The 18,195-nt window shown below is 62.9% G+C and carries 18 protein-coding genes and 1 pseudogene; 4 read left to right on the top strand and 15 right to left on the bottom strand.

Annotated features, from left to right (window positions below; genetic code table 11):
* Position 1 precedes the first annotated feature (1 nt).
* Positions 2–811 carry an MBL fold metallo-hydrolase gene (locus tag NKK50_RS14965; RefSeq protein ID WP_023745047.1) on the top strand — a complete coding sequence of 270 codons (810 nt, stop codon included), beginning with the start codon at positions 2–4 and terminating at the stop codon, positions 809–811.
* Positions 812–833: 22 nt separating this feature from the next.
* Here the strand turns inward: NKK50_RS14965 and NKK50_RS14970 are convergent, their stop codons facing one another.
* From NKK50_RS14970 to NKK50_RS15015, 10 genes and pseudogenes are all read right to left on the bottom strand, one after another.
* Positions 834–1,595 (bottom strand): GNAT family N-acetyltransferase, encoded by a 762-nt coding sequence (locus tag NKK50_RS14970; protein ID WP_352499974.1) that lies wholly within the window; start codon positions 1,593–1,595, stop codon positions 834–836.
* A 340-nt stretch (positions 1,596–1,935) separates the two neighbouring features.
* Entirely contained in the window at positions 1,936–2,265 is a 330-nt protein-coding gene (locus NKK50_RS14975) for a hypothetical protein (protein ID WP_352543600.1), read from the bottom strand.
* A pseudogene (locus NKK50_RS14980) lies at positions 2,262–3,161 on the bottom strand (translation factor GTPase family protein); the annotation flags it as partial. The gene NKK50_RS14975 and the pseudogene NKK50_RS14980, both read right to left, overlap by 4 nt.
* Before the next feature lie 41 nt (positions 3,162–3,202).
* Entirely contained in the window at positions 3,203–4,105 is a 903-nt protein-coding gene (locus NKK50_RS14985; RefSeq protein ID WP_352499973.1) for an alpha/beta fold hydrolase, read from the bottom strand.
* 70 nt (positions 4,106–4,175) lie between these two features.
* Positions 4,176–5,057, bottom strand: coding sequence for a DUF8605 domain-containing protein (locus tag NKK50_RS14990; protein ID WP_352543613.1), 882 nt, complete (start codon positions 5,055–5,057; stop codon positions 4,176–4,178).
* Positions 5,057–5,833, bottom strand: coding sequence for a pyrroline-5-carboxylate reductase (locus tag NKK50_RS14995; RefSeq protein WP_352499972.1), 777 nt, complete (start codon positions 5,831–5,833; stop codon positions 5,057–5,059). Before NKK50_RS14995 ends, NKK50_RS14990 begins: the two co-directional genes overlap by 1 nt.
* A gap of 23 nt (positions 5,834–5,856) precedes the next feature.
* The gene (locus NKK50_RS15000) at positions 5,857–6,735 is read right to left on the bottom strand and encodes an aldose 1-epimerase family protein (protein ID WP_352499971.1); all 879 of its coding nucleotides are present in this window, start codon (positions 6,733–6,735) and stop codon (positions 5,857–5,859) included.
* A 171-nt stretch (positions 6,736–6,906) separates the two neighbouring features.
* Complete coding sequence (locus tag NKK50_RS15005; RefSeq protein WP_352499970.1) at positions 6,907–7,623, bottom strand: Bax inhibitor-1/YccA family protein; 717 nt, start codon at positions 7,621–7,623, stop codon at positions 6,907–6,909.
* A 39-nt stretch (positions 7,624–7,662) separates the two neighbouring features.
* Positions 7,663–8,439, bottom strand: a complete 777-nt coding sequence (locus NKK50_RS15010) for an anti-sigma factor family protein (RefSeq protein ID WP_352499969.1) — start codon at positions 8,437–8,439, stop codon at positions 7,663–7,665.
* Positions 8,436–8,969 carry a sigma-70 family RNA polymerase sigma factor gene (locus NKK50_RS15015; protein ID WP_023745039.1) on the bottom strand — a complete coding sequence of 178 codons (534 nt, stop codon included), beginning with the start codon at positions 8,967–8,969 and terminating at the stop codon, positions 8,436–8,438. The genes NKK50_RS15010 and NKK50_RS15015 overlap by 4 nt, the downstream gene beginning before the upstream one ends.
* A 173-nt stretch (positions 8,970–9,142) precedes the next feature.
* Here NKK50_RS15015 and NKK50_RS15020 point away from each other — a divergent pair, with 173 nt between their 5' ends.
* The 3 genes from NKK50_RS15020 to mazG all read left to right on the top strand — a co-directional run bounded on the left by NKK50_RS15020 (position 9,143) and on the right by mazG (position 11,799).
* Complete coding sequence (locus NKK50_RS15020) at positions 9,143–9,580, top strand: DUF3592 domain-containing protein (protein WP_023706554.1); 438 nt, start codon at positions 9,143–9,145, stop codon at positions 9,578–9,580.
* Between the two features lie 129 nt (positions 9,581–9,709).
* A complete protein-coding gene (locus NKK50_RS15025) occupies positions 9,710–10,894 on the top strand; it encodes an amino acid aminotransferase (protein ID WP_023734026.1) in 1,185 nt (394 codons plus the stop codon).
* 80 nt (positions 10,895–10,974) lie between these two features.
* Entirely contained in the window at positions 10,975–11,799 is an 825-nt protein-coding gene (gene mazG, locus NKK50_RS15030) for a nucleoside triphosphate pyrophosphohydrolase (RefSeq protein ID WP_023688462.1), read from the top strand.
* A 6-nt stretch (positions 11,800–11,805) separates the two neighbouring features.
* On the opposite strand, the gene hflX is transcribed toward mazG, so the two are convergent.
* The 5 genes from hflX to NKK50_RS15055 all read right to left on the bottom strand — a co-directional run bounded on the left by hflX (position 11,806) and on the right by NKK50_RS15055 (position 18,191).
* On the bottom strand, positions 11,806–13,197 hold the full coding sequence (gene hflX / locus NKK50_RS15035; RefSeq protein WP_023708495.1) for a GTPase HflX: 1,392 nt from the start codon (positions 13,195–13,197) through the stop codon (positions 11,806–11,808).
* Positions 13,198–13,443, bottom strand: coding sequence for an RNA chaperone Hfq (hfq, locus tag NKK50_RS15040; protein WP_006202172.1), 246 nt, complete (start codon positions 13,441–13,443; stop codon positions 13,198–13,200).
* 145 nt (positions 13,444–13,588) lie between these two features.
* Entirely contained in the window at positions 13,589–14,449 is an 861-nt protein-coding gene (locus NKK50_RS15045) for a D-amino-acid transaminase (RefSeq protein ID WP_023701734.1), read from the bottom strand.
* A 102-nt stretch (positions 14,450–14,551) separates the two neighbouring features.
* On the bottom strand, positions 14,552–15,913 hold the full coding sequence (gene ntrX / locus NKK50_RS15050; RefSeq protein WP_023668929.1) for a nitrogen assimilation response regulator NtrX: 1,362 nt from the start codon (positions 15,911–15,913) through the stop codon (positions 14,552–14,554).
* Positions 15,903–18,191: a sensor histidine kinase NtrY-like gene (locus tag NKK50_RS15055; protein WP_023668928.1), complete on the bottom strand. Its 2,289-nt coding sequence runs from the start codon at positions 18,189–18,191 to the stop codon at positions 15,903–15,905. The genes ntrX and NKK50_RS15055 overlap by 11 nt, the downstream gene beginning before the upstream one ends.
* Positions 18,192–18,195: the final 4 nt, after the last annotated feature.

Consider the following 18,195-nt stretch of genomic DNA (forward strand, 5'->3'; position numbering starts at 1 on the left):
CATGAGCGACCGGCTGCGCCTCACCATCCTCGGCTGCGGCTCGTCACCTGGCACGCCGCGCATCACCGGCGATTGGGGCAATTGCGACCCGGCCAATCCGAAAAACCGGCGTACACGCTCAGCCGCGCTCGTCGAGCGGATAGCAGCCAACGGCGCCAGAACCACGGTCGTCATCGACACCGGGCCTGATTTCCGTGAGCAGATGCTGATGGCGGCGGTCCGGCGCATCGACGCCGTCGTCTATACGCATCCGCACGCCGACCACATCCACGGCATCGACGATCTGCGCGGCTACGTGCTGGAGCAGCGCCATTTGATCGATGTCCACGCCGACCAGCCGACCATGCTCAGGCTGCGCGAAGCGTTCGGCTATTGCTTCGAGACGCCGCTTGGCAGTTCCTATCCGCCGATCGTCAGGCCGCACATCATCGATCACGCAAGGGCGGTGACGATCGAAGGCGAGGGCGGTGCCCTCACCCTCGAGCCGCTGCCGCAGATCCATGGCGACATCATTTCGCTCGGCTTCCGCATCGGCGGGCTGGCCTACTGCCCCGATATAAGCGACTTCCCGGATACCACCGCCGAGCGGCTGCTCGGCCTGGAAATGCTGGTCATCGATGCCTTGCAGTACCATACCCATCCCAGTCATCTGTCGCTCGGTCAGGCGCTTGGCTGGATTGAAAAACTGGCGCCGAAACAGGCCGTGCTGACGCATATGCATGTGCCGCTCGACTATGCCACGGTGAAGGCCGAGGTGCCGGCCAACGTCACTCCGGCCTATGACGGCATGGTGATCGAAATTCCTTTATGAGACAGCATGATACGAGCAGATCTTATAAGGACGTTCGGTTCTTCGGCGCGAAGATCAGCAGCGTTCCAATCCGCTCATAGCCCATGCGGGGATAAAGCAGCGCTCCGGCACGCGTCGCCAACAGCATCGAGCACCGCGACCCATGCGCTTTGTCGTCATGCAGCATTTTGGCCATCAGCGCCTGGCCGATGCCTCGACGCCGGTGCGAAGGCTCGACAAACATTGCCGAGCACCATGTGGCGCCGATGGCGTCTATGCTGCGCACACGCCCGACGATGGCGTCGCCATCGAGCGCCACATACTGGCGAAACGGCGCATCGTCGCCGAGTTGATCGTCTGGAAGTGGCCGCCTGCGTATGACCTTTCCCAGTTGTGCAGCGCGTTCAGCCGTCCTCACGCGTTCGATAGAGACGATTGCTGGCGGGTCTGGAATTTGGCGCAGCGACTGGACGAAAAAGCCTTCCGTCCGCAGCAGCCGGTAGCCGAGCGCCTTGTAGGCAGTTCGCGTCGGTTCGTCCGGGCCGTCATTCGCGATCACGACCGAAACGGCAAAGCTTGGCCGCGCATGCTGCCGCACGATGGCATCGGCTTCCTCGGCGGCGACGTCATGGACGATCCATTCTTCGCCACGGTAGTCGCGTGCATTCTTGCGCTCGGCATCGCGCATCAGCCACAAGGGTCCGACGCGGCTGGCCTCGTAGGGAAAGGAACGGCTCTTGTCGGTGCTGAAGCCGTGCACGAACACTTCGATCGCCGCTTCGATGTCACGCTTTCCTGTCGTCATCGACACAGCGTAGCGTTGGCCATCGGCTCAAGGCAACACGCGTCGATCATGCCAAGCCCGTGAAAATCGCAGCAATTTCCAGCTTCAGTCTAATGCACAAGTTCCATAATCTATCTTATGCGACTTTCATATGTGGCTGCTGCTTCCATTACGGACGTGCCAATATACGCCCTGCTGACTGAGATGCGGGCCGGCGGCTCTGATTGCTTGGCGGGAGGAACGTTGACGAAGCAGTGGCGAAATGAGTTGGCGTGGTCTTCATTTCTCAAGGGATGGCGCCTTTCGCAAAGGCCTCGACTTCCTGCTCGACCGGCCCGCGCCGGGATAACGAACAGGAGCGTCATCCCGAAAAGCTTTCCAGGAGGCCGCTGAAGGCTGCTGCGATTGCAACAAGATGGAAGACGCCAAGGGCCAGCCATCTGGAGCCGCCGGCGCCCGCAACAAATGCCCCATAGGCAGGAAACTGCAGCGCAGCCAATCCGTTGGAAAGGCTGGTGATCGTTGTGTTGGTCAAAAGCGTTGCCAGCATGGGGACCGGATAGAGAAGTCGCGCCAGCACATAGTCGCCATGCCCGGCCCCGGCCGAATAGAGCGCCAGGAAAAAGGCGACCGGCGTGACGCCGAGGCCGACAAGGAACCCTGCCCGCGAGGAGAATTTTGGCGACGTCATCTGGCCATGGCCATGGCGGCCGGTGGGTCGCCGCCGGGTGGCAGTGGTACGGGAGCGTATCCGGAATAGTCGGCGCGCAGGCGTGCCAGTCCGTTCGAACAGGACCGGAGCGCATCCTCCAGCATGAACATGTTCGCGAGCGGCATTGTCGCTTTGACAACGACGACCACGCCGCTGATTTCCCGACTCCGGATCAGGCCCCGGCGGCTGTGCAGTTCGGCGATGATTTTGTCGACATAGGCCGCCGACGTGTTCACCTCGACTTGCATGATCGGCTCGAAGAGCTGCACGCCCAGCTTGGGAGCGGCTTCACGGAAGCAGGCTCGGCCGGCGATCTCGAAAGTCAGGGGCGAGGAATCAGTATCGTGATACGCGCCGTCGATCAGCGTTGCCTTCACGCCAAGCATCGGGAAGCCAGCAAACGGGCCTGAAGACAGAATGTTCCGCAGCCCCTTTTCGACGCCCGCAACATATTCGTTCGGAAGCGCACCGTCGGCGACCTTGGACCCGAAGACGAAGTCCCAGCTACCGCCATTCGGCTCGAACGCAATCTTGACGCGGGCGAACTGACCCGTACCACCGGACTGCTTATTGTGCGTGTAGTCCTGCTCGTGCTTACGGGTGATCGTCTCGCGATACGCTACCTTGGGCGCGCCGACATTCACCTCAATGCGAGACTCGCGGCGCAGGTGGTCGATGACTATGTCGAGGTGGAGTTCGTCCCTGCCGGCGACGATCGTCTGGCCCGATTCCGCATCCTGCTTGACGTGCAACCAGGGATCCTCGTCCGCCAGCTTCGACAAGGCAGTAGCTAGCTTCTCCTGATCGGCCCGCGACTTCGGCTCGATCGCGATTTGCAGCAGAGGCCAGGGCGCGGCAGACTTTTCCATCATGACGCCATGGTTGCAGATCGATCCGATGACCGCAACGGAGGGGTCTACGCCCGGCCGGCCGCCCTGCCCGTCCCTTTCGCTTCCTGACTGTGGACGCGCGCCAGAAAATCGCGCACCAGCGGAAGCGCCTCATCGAAATGGGTTTCGAGCAACCAGTGGCCGGCGCCATCGATCAGATGAAGCTCCGCTTCCCGCAAATCGCGCTGGTAGGCATGCGCCGATTGTGCCGGCATGTAACCATCCTCGGGGCCCCAGACGATGAGCGTTTGCGGTTGGTGCTCGCGCAGATAGCTCTGATAGCGCGGGAACCAGCCGAGGTTCGCCTCCAGCTTCTCCATCAGGCCGACCGCGAGCCGCCGGCGGATCGGCGTGTCCATCAAAGGCCAGTGGAGTTTCCAAAGATCGGGAGGCACGCGCTCGGCTACAGCGTAATCCACCTCTCCGACGAACTCGTGCCGGAACCCCTCCTCGCTCACCGCCTCTTCCAACGGCCGGTGCTTTTCGGGCGTCTTTTCCGTCCAATAGGCTTTTATCCCAGCGTATTTCGGCCCGAGAACATCCTCGTATATATCGCCGTTCTGGATGATGAGTGCCGCGATGCGCTCGGGATGTGCGATGGCGTGGCGCAGTCCGATCTGTGAGCCATAATCGTGCAGCCAGAGAGCATAGCGCGACGTGCCGAGCGCATCGGCGAAAGCTGTCAGAAACCCGGCATAGGCATCGAAATCATAGCCAAAAACCGACATTTCGGGCGTGGCGCTGTAGCCAAAGCCGGGAAAGTCCGGCGCGAATGTATGCCAGCGATCGGCAAGTGCCGGCATCAACCTTCGGAATTGATAGGACGAGCACGGATAGCCGTGCGGCAGGAGAAGGACGGGAGCATCAGGCGGGCCGTCTTCGCGATAGAAGATGCTGTTTCCGTCAATGTCGATCCGGCGATGTTGCAATTCTACCTCCTTGCTCAAAGCTTGCCCGCCACTTTGTTTACGGCGCTCCGGCAAGAAGGTTCCCTTGAAGTCAGGGCGTGACGGCTTCCGGCTCTCCATTGCCCGACAGGATCTGCAGCGTTCCGCGCGTGGCGTTGCGGAACGCATCGTCGAAACTGACGCCACGTACCTGCCAGCGATACTCCTTATCCTTGAAGCTGAGCCGCCAGTCGCCGACCCAGCCCAGCGCTTCCTGGCGCCATACCAAAGTGCCGGCAAGCAGGGCATCGCCATCCAGCGTGTTGGCCACGTCGGCGAGCGCGACGTCCGACGGCCGAGGCAACTCCAGCGGCAAACCGGTCCGGTGCGCCGCGTCCGCCAGCGCAACGCGCATATCCGCCGCAAGCTCGCCGCCGCCATCGCGCACCAGCGTGAAGCCGTCGCCTTTCATCGGCCTTACATCCAGCAGTGCGACGATTTTTGGCCGCGGCACCGCCCACGGTTTGCGCCCGAGCGACGCCAGCAAGGCATCGATCTTGTCCGGGTCGAAATCGGCGGTGATGTAATGCGGCCGGTCGTGGGTGCCCTGCTCGTCATGCGGCGGGCGGTTATTGAGCAGGTCGCGGTAGCCGACACCAGTGACATAGTCGGCCGCGTGGCTCATGTCCGCAACACGCGGGTCGCCGATCAGCCGCGGGTCGCCGGAAACCTTGACCAGCACCTCTTCAAGGCACGGCGCCAGGCCCCACGCCCGGTTCTCCTCGCCAGTGCCGCTGGTCACCGATTGCGCGCGGTAGAGGCTGGCGAGGTCGATGTCGGCGGCAGCGACCGGAAAGACAATCAGCACAGCCAGCGCCGCTGCCACAAAGCCCAATTTCAAGCATCCAGGCACCCCCCGACCCTCCTGAAACGGTCCGGAACATCCGTTGGAGCCATACTCCTGATCATCAGGGAATTTCAAGGTGCCGCCCATCAAGGCGTATCGCCGACGATGCGCCAGTGTACGCCGTCCAGGCTCTCGGTGAGCGCCTCGAACACGTTTCGCGCCGTGAGTTCGCGAAGAACCTGTTCGTTGATGCCGCCGCGCGTCGCATAGTCCTGCGCCAGATGCATGAAGTCGGCATCCGGCGACATATCAGGAGCGCATCCCAAGGCTTTGAAAAGCGAGGCGATGTAATCGCGCCCCTTCCCTTCCTCCACGCCATTCCTCTTGAGCCAGCTGTTAATCGTATCGAGATATCTGAAGTAGCTGGCATAGGTTGCGGTGGCCACGCTCAACGCGTTGAATTCGGCTGGGTTCTCGACCTCGATCACTTTCCCCAGATTGCCGAACAAGGCAGCGACAGTGGCATCCGGCGGGCAGATGATCGTTGCCCCCAGCCGGTGGGCGATCATCGGCATGGGCAGCGCTTTCGTCACCTGGTGCGCGGGTGCGGTCAAGCGGGCAATCTCCTCGCGCGGCAGCGTGGCGATCAAGCTGATGAGGTGATGCTCGCGCCGAAACCGCAAACCCGGCAGGACGTCATGCGCAATTTGCGGCCGGACAGCCAGCATGACTAGTTCGCATTGATCGAGAACCGCCTGATTGTCATCAGCAATACGCACATCCGGATAACGGGCTGCCAGCTCTGCGGCGATCTCTTCATTGCGCGGCGACAGCAGCACGGAGACGGAGTTATCCGCGACGGATTTGAGCCCGCTGACGATGGCCGCTGTAAGGGCACCCGTGCCGATGAAGCCAAGTTTCATCGCGCCTATCTCTGGTTCATCGGTCACAGTGGCGCATGGTAGAGCCGTACCTGATAGCTCAGCACGCGCCTTTCACCGGGCGCGATCAGCATCACGCCCGGCTTGTCCGCGAACTCGCCATCGAAATCCACGGGGCTGGCAAGCCCGTGCCAAGGTTCGATGCACAGGAACGGAGCGCCGCCCGGCTTCGACCAGATGCCCAATTCCTTAAAACCCTGCCACGACATCTTGATCGCCGCACCGTTCGCGGCGGCATAGCGCACGCTGGTGCTGGCCGGCCGGTCGAGGATCACGGCGTCTGCCTCGAACAGCTGTTCGGAAAGCGCCAGCGTTTTGCCTTCGATGGGCGTCGGCTGCGGTGCAGCCAGCACCAGGCCATCCTTCAGCCGGCGGATCGGCGCCGGCTCGTCCTGGGCAAAGGTCAGGTGGTGGTCGGTCTTGGCGAGCCCCGGCTGCAATGGCCAATTGAAAGCCGGATGTGCACCGATGGAGGCTGGCAGCGTCTCGTCGCCGGTGTTGGCAATCTCGAAGCTCACACCAAGTTCGCGACGCTCGAGCGTGTAGGTGATGGCAAGGCGAAAGGCGAACGGATAGCGCGTGCGTGTATCGGCATCGTCGGTCAACACCAGCGTGCAGGATCGGGGGCTCGCGTCAGCCCACACAAACGGCTTGTCGCGGGCAAATCCGTGCTGCGTCAGGGGATAGACCTGGCCCCCGTGGCGGAGCTGGTCGCCCTTCAGCCGGCCGACGATCGGAAACAGCACCGGCGAATGCCGCCGCCATTCCGGCCCGGCCTGCCACAAAAACTCCAGACCCTCGGCATTGCGCAAGGAGATGAGCTCGGCCCCCTGCCCGACAATGGTTGCCGAGATGCCGTCGCCGTGAAGCGTCACTTGTTCCATGCGTTCTCGCGGAAAGCTGCGTGCGAGCGGCAGGTTAGCAAAAGCCCGCGTGGACTCAAGGGCGCGACATCGCGCAGATAGAGGAGCGATGTCTCCACGCCAAAACGACAGTGGCCGGAGATTCACCTCCGGCCACTGCGAGATCGAGATTGTTGCCTTGCTACGGTTCGACTATTCGCGCTCGCCGGTGAAATTCAGCAACAGCTGGAAGATGTTGACGAAGTTCAGGTACAGCGACAGCGCGCCGAAAACGGCAAGCTTCTGCTGCGATTCCGCGTCGAAATTCTCCGCATACTGTTCCTTGATCGTCTGCGTGTCCCAGGCGGTCAGGCCGACAAAGACGGCAATGCCGATCACCGAGATGGCGAACTGCAGCGCGGTCGAGCCAAGGAAGATGTTGACGACGCTGGCGATCACCACACCGATCAGGCCCATGATCAGGAAGGACGAGAACTGGGTCAGGTCGCGCTTGGTCGTGTAGCCGTAGAGGCTGGTGGCGCCGAACATGGTGGCGGTGATGAAGAAGGTGCGCGCGATGCTGGTGCCTGTGAAGACCAGGAACACCGAAGCCAGCGACAGGCCCATCACCGCGCAGAAGGCCCAGAACATCAACTGGGCGCTCGCCGCCGACATCGTCTGCATCTTGAACGAGAACAGCAGCACGAAGGCGAGCGGCGCCAGCATCACCACCCATTTCAGCGGGCTGGAAAAGATCGGCACGTAGAGGGCCGGCGTCGAGGACACCACCATGGCAACGATGCCGGTGACGACGAGGCCGATGCCCATATAATTGTAGACGCGCAGCATGTGGCTGCGCAGGCCCTCGTCATAGATGGCGCCGGCGCGTGCGCCAGTGCCCATGCGGTATCCGAGGTCAGGGGTATTCATTGCGGGTTCTCCTTATGTGGTCTCAGTAAAGTGTCCTGATCAGTAAAGTGTCTTGGCAAGCGTCTCGGCGGCGCGGTCGAGGTCGTGGACATCGCTGCGCGCGACGACCGCGTACGCGACCTCGCCGATCTGGAAATAGGCAGAGGAGATGTCGCCGGAGGGCGCGATGGCAGGCTTGACCACGTCGAAGGTTCCGGGCCGGATCGCAAACAGCGAGACCAGCCCCATATCCTTCGTCTCCAGCGCCACCTCGACGCTCGGCCCGAAGCGCGACGGATAGATCTGCACGTCGCGGACCTTCCAGTGCTTGGGCAGCGATGGCATGACGATTGCGGTGGCGGCGCGGATTTCGTCGCCATTGTAGTTGGGCGCCTCCAGCTGCGAGGGCATCGCCTCGCGCATGAGCGTCGTCTTGTGCGCCCGGACCGCTTCTTCGACATAGGCGGGCGGCGGCGGCGAAGCCACGACCTTGGTCACCAGCAGCGGCCCGAAGAGGCCGTTCGCCAGCCAGCCGGCAGCGACAAAGACGGCGACCGCGGCCGCCCGCTGCAGCACGGCGAAGACGCGGCGACTGGCCAGTCCCCTGCCCAGCCGGCGCGCGACTTCAGTCGTCGCCGGCCGCGCCATTCCTGTGGAAGCAGCCAGCGCCAGGCGCAGTTCGTCGCGCGTCCTCAAATCGGACATCACCCGCGCCGCAGCCTCCGGACGAGCCGACAGGAACGCCTCGACCTCGATGCGGCGCGCGACATCCAGCTGGTCGTCGACATAGGCGTCGAGATCGGTATCGGTCACCGGGTCCCGCAACAGGTCGGTCATGACGGGTCTCCCACGATCCTCAGATGGCTTTTGGCCGGCGAAGGTGCAGCGTTTTCCATCTCGCGCAGTGCTGCGCGCGCCCTGCCGATGCGCGACATCAGCGTGCCCAGCGGCACCCCGCTGGCGTCGGCGGCCTGCTGGTAGGAAAGGCCCTCGATGGCGACCAGATGCAGCGCCGAACGCTGCTCCTCCGGCAGACTGAAAAAGGCCTCGCGCACCTGCGCCAGGCGCACGGAATGTTCCTGCGGCGCCGGCGTGCTGGCATCGGTGAGATAGCCGGCCTGCTCGACGCGCACCGCTTCCGACCGGCGCGAGCGCATCTTGTCGATGAAAGCGTTGTGGACGATCGACAGCAGCCATGCCCGCAGATTGCCGCCCGAGCGGAATGTGTCGCGCCGCTCGTAGGCGCGCACCAGCGCATCGTGCACCAGATCCTCGGCGTCAGTGCTGTCGCGCGTCAGCGAGCGTGCGTAGCGCCTGAGCGAACCCAGCTGGCCGACAATATCGAAGCGTGGCATCGACCGTTTCATGCCCTGTTTACGGAACAGGCGGGGATCTTAATCCATCGCGACTAAACTTTTTGCGTCGCCACAATAGGCATCATGCAATCAGAAGTCCGCTGCGCACTTACCCATCTCCCGTGCGGCAGATGTTTGCTTTATGGATGAAGTCTAGCCTTATCCGTCTGTCCCAGGAGCAAAAGATGGCCAATGGTAGTCGTGTAACGGGTTTTGCAGCGTTGCCGATCGTCGGCAGGGTGTTCATCATCTTTGGCATTGTCGGACTGATCGCTTCCGGCGTGCTGGCCATCGTCGAGATGTACGGCCCTCGTACCGCTTCGGCGACAGGCAGGATTGTCGCCGCCGAATACAATCCCCGCATCGAGTTCTCGACCGCCGACGGCACCGTCATCCGCTTCAACAATGCCGTCCACAGCTCGTTCTGGGGTGATGGCGACAGCGTCCCTGTCGCTTACGACCCAACCAATCCGCAAAATGCCTCCGTCGACAGCTTCGCCGGACGCTGGTTCCTTGCCGGGCTGGCCGGCATGCTCGGCGGTTTCTCCCTGCTGACCGGCATCGGTCTCGCCGTGATTGGACGGGTGCTTATCCGGCGGATTGGAATGAACCCGTCGCCATAGCCGCCGACCCCTGCCGTACAGACAAAGCTTGGCGTAACGGTCCAGTACGCTAGCGGACTGGCGCAGATGGAAGCACTGGCGAAACGCGGCCGCTTTGCGTATTACTCCGCCGCCATTGGAGCCGTATTGATGTTCGAGACCCTGCAACCTGCCCCGGCCGACAAGATCATCGCCTTGATCGGCCTCTATCGCGCCGATCCGCGCCCCGGCAAGATCGATCTCGGCGTCGGCGTCTACAAGGACCGCGACGGCAGGACGCCGGTCATGCGCGCCCTGCGCGAGGCCGAGAAGCGGTTGCTGCAGGACCAGGACACCAAGACCTATCTCGGCCTTGCCGGCGACACCGGCTTCAACACGGCGATGGTCAAGCTGGCCTTCGGCCCCGCTGCCGACATGACGCGCATCCGCGCCGCGCAAGCGCCTGGCGGTTCCGGCGCGCTGCGGCTGGTGGCGGAGCTGTTGAAGCGGACCCGCCCCGACGCAACCGTCTGGCTGTCGGACCCGACATGGCCGAACCACCCGCCGGTGATGCGCGGGGCCGGCCTCAAGGTGCGCGATTATCCCTATTTCGATGCCGTTTCCGGCGCGGTGCGCTTCCACGAGATGCTGGCAACGCTTGGCGCAGCCGAGCCCGGCGATATCGTGCTGCTGCATGGCTGCTGCCATAACCCGACCGGCGCCAATCTCGATATCGCGCAATGGGCCAGCGTCACCGATCTTGTCGTCGAGCGCGGGCTGTTGCCCTTTGTCGACATTGCCTATCAGGGCTTTGGCGAAGGCCTGGACGCCGATGCGGCCGGCTTGCGCCTTCTCGCGGGCAAGGTGCCTGAAATGGTCGTTGCCTCGAGCTGCTCGAAGAACTTTGCCGTCTACCGCGACCGCGTCGGCGCGGCGATGATCCTGGCGAAGGATAGCGCGCAAGCCGATGTCGCGATGAGCCAGATGCTGGCGGCGGCGCGCGCCATGTATTCGATGCCGCCGGACCACGGCGCCGCCGCCGTGCGCATGGTGCTGGAAGATGATGGCCTTCGCGCCGACTGGGAGGCGGAGCTGGAGGAGATGCGGCTGCGCATGCTGAGGCTGCGGGTCCAGTTCGCCGACGCGCTGCGCCGGCAGTCCAACTCCGACCGCTTCGACTTCATCGCCAGCCATCGCGGCATGTTTTCCAGGCTTGGCCTGACCGAGGCGCAAGTCGAGCGGCTGCGTGCCGAGTATGGCGTCTACATGGTCGGCGACAGCCGCATCAACGTCGCCGGCCTGCCCGAGGACGGCATGGATGACCTCGCCAAGGCGGTTGTGTCGGTACTCGGCTGATACGGCTGAGCTGTGGACAAGGTCAGGCCGCCAGCTGACAGCGTTGGCCGCACGACAGGCAGCGGGATAGCATTCGCCGCATGAAACCTTCGCGCGACATTTCCCGGCTGATCGAGATCATGGCGGCGCTCAGGGCGCCGAAGACCGGCTGTCCCTGGGACATCGAGCAGGATTTCTCGACCATCGCGCCCTATACGATCGAGGAAGCCTATGAGGTGGCGGACGCCATTGCGCGCGGCGATCTCGACGATCTGCGCGACGAACTCGGCGATCTCCTGCTGCAGGTCGTCTACCACGCGCAGATGGCTGAGGAAGCCGGCGATTTTGCCTTCGGTGATGTGGTCGAGGCCATCACCACCAAGATGATCCGGCGCCATCCGCATGTCTTCGGCGACGAGAAGGCGCGCAGCGCCGGCATGGCAAAGGGCATGTGGGAAAAGATCAAGGCTGAGGAAAAAGCCGAAAAGCGAAGTGCGCGCCTCGCCCGCGGCCTCGACCCCGAAGACCATGGCAAGGGTTTCCTGGACAGCGTGCCCGTCGCCCTGCCCGCTTTGACTCGTGCGCTGAAGCTGCAGGAAAAGGCAGCGCGTGTCGGTTTCGACTGGAGCGAGGCAGCACCCATCCTCGACAAGATCGAGGAAGAGATCGGCGAGCTGCGCGAGGCACTGGCTAAGGGCGAAACGGCTGAGATCAAGGACGAATTCGGCGACATGCTGTTTGCCGTCGTCAATCTGGGGCGTCACCTCAAGCTCGATTCGGAAGCGGCGCTTAGCGGCACCAACGAAAAGTTCCGCTCGCGCTTCCACTATGTCGAGCGCGCGATCGATGCATCGGGAAGCACGCTCGAAAAAGCCACGCTGGACGAGATGGAAGTGCTCTGGCAGCAGGCCAAGGGCGTGAAATAATCAGGCTTACTGCCTGTTTTTGCGGTGCAATCGGCTTTCGATCTCTTGCCGGGCGGTGTGCGTGGCCTTGAGTGCGATGGTCGCGCTGCCATCCTCATTGTCTACCCGCGAAACGACGTCGCCATTGCGGTATAGCCAGTCGACAAGGCCGAACTGCGGCGGTTCGATCGTCACCGTCAATTCCTCGAGTTCGCCCGACATCCTGGTCTCGATCAGCGCCTTCAGCGCATCGATGCCTTCGCCGGTGACCGCCGAGATGGCGATCGGCGGCGCCTTGTTGGCGTCAGTGCCGTCGGCGAGCAGGCGCTCCCGGTTGCCGTCGTCGAGAAGGTCGACCTTGTTCCACACCTCGATGACCCGGTTCGCATCGCCAGCGTCGACACCGAGATCGGCAAGGATGCGCTCGACGTCCTCGGCCTGGGCGGCCGTATCCGGATCTGAGATATCACGCAAATGGATGACCAGATCGGCCTCGACGACCTCTTCCAGCGTGGCGCGGAAGGCGGCGACCAGATGCGTCGGCAGGTCCGAAATGAAGCCGACTGTGTCCGACAGGATGATCGGCGTGCCGTGCGGCAGGCGCACGCGGCGCAGCGTCGGGTCGAGCGTTGCAAACAGCATGTCTTCGGCCAGCACGTCGGCCCCGGTCAGCCGGTTGAACAGCGTCGACTTTCCGGCATTGGTGTAGCCGACAATCGCCACCACCGGGAACGGCACCTTCTTGCGCTTGGCGCGGTGCAGGTCGCGGGTGCGGCGCACCGTTTCCAGCTCATGCTTGAGCTTGATGATTTTTTCCTGCAGCTGCCGCCGGTCCGACTCGATCTGGGTTTCGCCGGGGCCGCCGAGGAAGCCGGCTCCGCCGCGCTGGCGTTCAAGGTGGGTCCAGCTCCGCACCAGACGGCCCTTCTGGTAGTTGAGATGGGCAAGTTCGACCTGCAGCGTGCCCTCCTTGGTCCGCGCGCGCTCGCCAAAAATCTCCAGGATCAATCCGGTGCGGTCGAGCACCTTGGCATTCATTTCTTTTTCGAGATTGCGCTGCTGCACCGGCGTCAGCGGATGGTCGACGATGACCACCTCCGCGTGACCCTCTTTGACGATCTCGGCGAATTCCGCGACCTTGCCGCTGCCGAGCAAGGTTGCCGGGCGTGGATCGTTGACGGTGACCACCGCCGTGTGGATCAGATCCAGGTTGATGGCGCGGGCAAGGCCGACCGCTTCGTCGTGGCGCGCATCCGCCGAACGCGTCAGCCGTGGACGGTTCGTTTCGTCATCGTTGCGCTGATGCCGGGTAAGCACCGGCACAATGACAACCGCCCGGGTCGGACCTGTGGCTTCCGTCCCGGAATTATGTGCTGGTTTCCCGCGGACGCCGCGGTCCGCGTCTTTTTCACGTGCCAATCAGGCGCCCTGGCTTTCCTCGCCATCGAACATCTGAACCGGCTGGCTCGGCATGATCGTGGAAATGGCATGCTTGTAGACGAGCTGGGAGTGGCCGTCACGGCGCAGCAGAACACAAAAATTGTCGAAGGAAGTGACCACGCCGGTCAGCTTGACGCCGTTGATGAGAAAGATGGTGAGTGGATTTTTGCTCTTGCGAACAGAATTCAGGAACAGGTCCTGAAGGTTTTGCGATCGTTCCGCCATTGTTCTTGTCTTTCGCCGATCCCCTTCGGTTTGCAGGCTAATGCGCCAAATTAGCGGGCACATGTCAAGCTTGCAAACACCCCCTTGCCGTCAGTAACGACAAGCAGAACGAGATATATTGATGTGCAGTCCGTCTGTGCGGTTATCAGGCTGGACTTTTTTCCGCAACGTCAAAAAAGGCTTGCCGCAATGAAAGTGTTATCGAACCGGGGTGCCCATTGGCGACCGCGGCACCGTCGATTGCCACGACCGGCATGGCGATTGTCGTTGCCGAACTGATGAAAGCTTCTCGCGCAGCCTTGGCTTCAGTGACTGAAAAACCGCGCTCCTCGATCGTCAACCCGAGCTTTGCCGCCACTTCGAACATGGTCGTGCGGGTGATGCCGCGCAGGATGCCATGCTCCGCCGGCCGGGTGACCAGAACGCCGTCCCTTGTAACGATCCAGGCGTTGGACGAGCCGCCCTCCTTGACGTTGCCATCGGTGTCGACGAACCAGGCCTCCTGGGCGCCGGCCTCCTTGGCCTTCTGCTTGGCCAGTACGTTGGGCAGCAGGCCGGTGCTCTTGATGTCGACCCGGTCCCAACGGTTTTCCGGCACGGTGATGACCTTGATGCCCGCCTCGGCTCGCTTGGCGGCCGCCGCCGGGTCGGCCTTTCTGGCCGTAATCACTAGCGATGACGGTGTATCGGCGGGGAAAACGAAGTCGCGGCTGGCAACACCGCGCGTAACCTGGACATAGACCAGGCCGTTGACGACGTGGTTGCGCCGGACGATTTCGCGCAGAAGAAGCGGCAGCACACCCTTGGTGACCGGCCAGTCGATCGACAATTCGCTAAGGGAGCGGCTCAGCCGGGCAAGATGGCGCGGCATGTCGACGATAAAGCCCTGCGCCACCTCGCAGACCTCGTAGACGCCGTCGGCGAATTGATAGCCGCGATCCTCGATATGCACGGCAGCGTCGGCATGGGCGACATAGCGCCCGTTCACATAGGTAATGCGCGGCATGGGTGATCCCTCAGAAAAGTCCCGGTTTTTCTATGCGATTCCGCCGCTGCCGTAACCGGCAATTGAATGGGCCACAGCCCGCTGGACCAACAACAACGGGGGTCAGACCCCCAGCGACTTCAGTTTCCGGTGCAGCGCCGAGCGCTCCATGCCGATGAATTCGGCCGTCTTCGAGATGTTGCCGCCGAAACGGTTGATCTGGGCGATCAGATAGTCCTTCTCGAACTGTTCGCGCGCCTCGCGCAGCGGCAGCGCCATGATGTGCTGGTCGGACTGGTTCGGCGTGCGCGGCATGACATCGCCGATCTCCGACGGCAACAGGTCGGCGGTGATCGGCGCATCGATATCGTCGCCACGCGCCAGGATCATCAGCCGTTCGACATTGTTGCGCAGCTGGCGGACATTGCCCGGCCAGTTGTGCGCCTGCAGCACGGCAAGCGCATCGTCGCCGATGCGGCGCGGCTTGATGCCGGCCTGGCGAGCGATCTGCTTCATGAAATTGTCGACGAGATAGGGAATGTCCTCTCGCCGCTCGGCCAGGCCCGGCACCATGACCGGAACCACCGCCAGGCGGTGATAGAGGTCTTCGCGAAAACGGCCGTCGGCGATCATCGCCTCCAGGTTCTGCGAGGTCGAGGAGATGATGCGGACGTCGACCTTGACCCGCTTGGTGCCGCCGACCCGCTCGAACTGCTGTTCGACCAGCACGCGCAAAATCTTGTTCTGCGTCTCGCGCGGCATGTCGGCCACTTCGTCGATGTAGAGAATGCCGCGGTGCGCCTCTTCAAGCGCGCCGACCTTGCGCTCGGTGCCGTTCGATTCGGTACCGAACAGCTCGATCTCCATGCGCTCGGGCGTGATGTTGGCCGCGCTCAGCGTCACGAAGGGCGCGCCCTTGCGCGTCGACAGCGTGTGGATGGCGCGCGCGGCGAGCTCCTTGCCCGAGCCGGACGGACCGATGATCATGACGCGGCTGTTGGTCGGCGCCACGCGCTCGATGGTCTGGCGCAGCTGGCTCATCGCCGACGACATGCCGATCAGGTCGAAGGTTTCGCCGCTGCGCTGCTTGAGGTCGGACACCTCGCGCCGCAATTTCGAGGTTTCGAGCGCCCGCTCGGCGATCAGGATCAGCCTGTCGGCCTTGAACGGCTTCTCGATGAAATCATAGGCGCCGCGGCGGATGGCCGACACCGCTGTCTCGATATTGCCGTGGCCGGAGATCATCACCACCGGCAGGCTCGGATGCATCGTCTTGATCTCGTCGAGCAGCGCCAGCCCGTCGAGGCGCGAGCCCTGCAACCAGATGTCGAGGAAAATCAGCCGCGGCGCCCGGTCGGCGATTGCCGCGAGCGCGCTGTCGGCATCGAATGCCGTGCGGGTTTCATGCCCTTCGTCGCTCAATATGCCCGCGACGAGTTCACGGATGTCTTCCTCGTCATCGACGATGAGAATATCAGACGCCATTACCGACCTTTTCAGTTTCTCGTTCGTGTTCCGTTTCGCCTTGACCGCGTGGCGGCGCGGTTGCGGCAGCTGGCGGCAGGATGATCGAGATCATCGCGCCGCGTCCACCGTGGAAATCCGCGGGCGCATCGTGCAATTCGAGCCGCCCGCCATGGTCCTCCACGATCTTCTTGACGATGGCGAGACCGAGCCCGGTGCCCTTCTCGCGCGTCGTCATGTAGGGCTCGAGCAGCCTTTGGCGGTTCTCGCGCGGCAAGCCTTTGCCATTGTCGATGACGTCGATTCTGATCGCGCCATTCTGCCGGGCAGCTTGAATCCGGATTATGCCGTGCGAACCGTCCTTTTGTTCCAGCCCGTCAATCGCCTCGGCCGCGTTCTTGATGACGTTGCCGAAAGCCTGCGCCATCAATCGGCTATCGAACGTGCCCTTGAGCGGTTCGTTGCCGAACACGCGTTCGAAAGCAATGTCGGCGCGGCTGACTTCGACCAGGAACGACGCCTCGCGCAGCGATTCACGCAGATCGATGGCTTTCATCTCGGGCTTGGGCATGCGGGCGAAAGCCGAGAACTCGTCGACCATGCGGCCGATATCCTCGACCTGCCGGATGATCGTGTCGGTGCACTGGTCGAAAATCTCGCGGTCCTCGGTGATGACCTTGCCGAAGCGTCGCTTGATGCGCTCGGCCGAGAGCTGGATCGGCGTCAGCGGGTTCTTGATTTCATGTGCGATACGCCGCGCCACATCCGCCCAGGCCGACGAGCGCTGTGCCTGGACGAGATCGGTGATGTCGTCGACCGTCACGACGTAGGATTTCTCCTCCTCGCCGTCGTCGCCGGCCTCGATGGTGATCTGCACGTTGAAGGTACGCTCGGCGCCGGTGCGATAGAAGGTGACCTGCTCGCGATAGACCGGCTTGCCGGATTTGCGGCCGATCTCGAAGACACGCCCGACATGCGGTAGCACGGCGGACAGGTTCTGCCCCAGCGCCGCCGTGGCCGATATGGCCAGCATCGTTTCGGCCGATTTGTTGACGATGGAGACGATGCCGTAGGGATCGACGCCGATGACGCCGGCGGTGACGCCGGCCAGCACCGCTTCCGAGAAACGACGCCGTTCGTCGATCAAATCCTTGGCCGACAGGATCTCGTTGCGCTGCGATTTAAGCTCCAGCAGCATCTTGTTGAACGTATCGCCAAGCGAGGCGACATCGCCGTCGGAAGGCCGTACCGGAACGGCGACATCGAGATTGCCGGTCGCAACCTCGTCAGCCGCGCCGATGAGTTGACGGATGGGCCGCACCAGACGGTCGGCCACCGCTATGCCGGTCCAGATGGCCGACAGGATGATGATCAGCGTCAGTGACAGATAGGGCAGCGCGAACGCCACCTGCGACGTCCGCCTGTTGTCTTCCAGGCCGCGATATTCGGCGGTGTTGGACTGGACGATCGCCCTCGCCTTGATCACTTCGGGGTCGACCAGGCGATTGGTGTAGAGGTAGAGGCCTTCGATCTCCCGCAGCTTGATGATGGCGCCCATGATGTTGCGCGTCTTCGGCTCGATCAGCACCGGTTTGCCGTCGGCCGCGGCGCTGACCGCGCCCTCCGGCGGTGGCGGCATAGAGAAATCCGCATCGGTCTTCGCGCTCATGACAAAGGAGCCGTCTTCCCTGACCAGCGCCGCATGCACCAGGCTCCTGCCCACGGCTTCCTTGTTCATCAGGTCGAGAAAGCCGGTTCGATCGAGGCCGTAAAGCGTGCGCGAGGCGTCGAGATCATAGGCCATCGACAGCGTCGTGCCCTGAAGATTACGAGCGTTTTCCTGCACATAGGCGTCGGCGATCGACAGCGACGAGTTGACGATCGCCTTGGTGCGGATTTCGAACCAGCGGTCGAGGCCGATATCGAGCGTGATCGAGGCAATGATGGCCACCATGATGGCGGGGATGGCCGCGACCAGCGCAAACATCGTCACGATGCGCACATGCAGCCGTGACGCCGCCTTGCCGTGCCGGCGCGCCATGGTGATGCGATGCACCTCGCGGCCGACCAGAGCAATCAGCGCCAGCACAAATAAGGCATTGGCCGCAATCAGCGTCAGCGTTGTGTTTGCGTCTGGCGTGATCGGCGTGGCGCCGACAAGAATCGCAAACGAGATTGCCGCCGTAACCAGCGCGCCGGCAATTGCCACAACGCCAGGCAACGCAAGCAGCCGCCGTCCATCCCTCTGGCCGGGTCTGCTGAAAAGCGGTTCGTTTGATGTGAGAGCTTGCGAAGCCATGTCG

It is taken from the genome of Mesorhizobium sp. M0001 (assembly GCF_040324255.1).
Classification (GTDB): Bacteria; Pseudomonadota; Alphaproteobacteria; order Rhizobiales; family Rhizobiaceae; genus Mesorhizobium.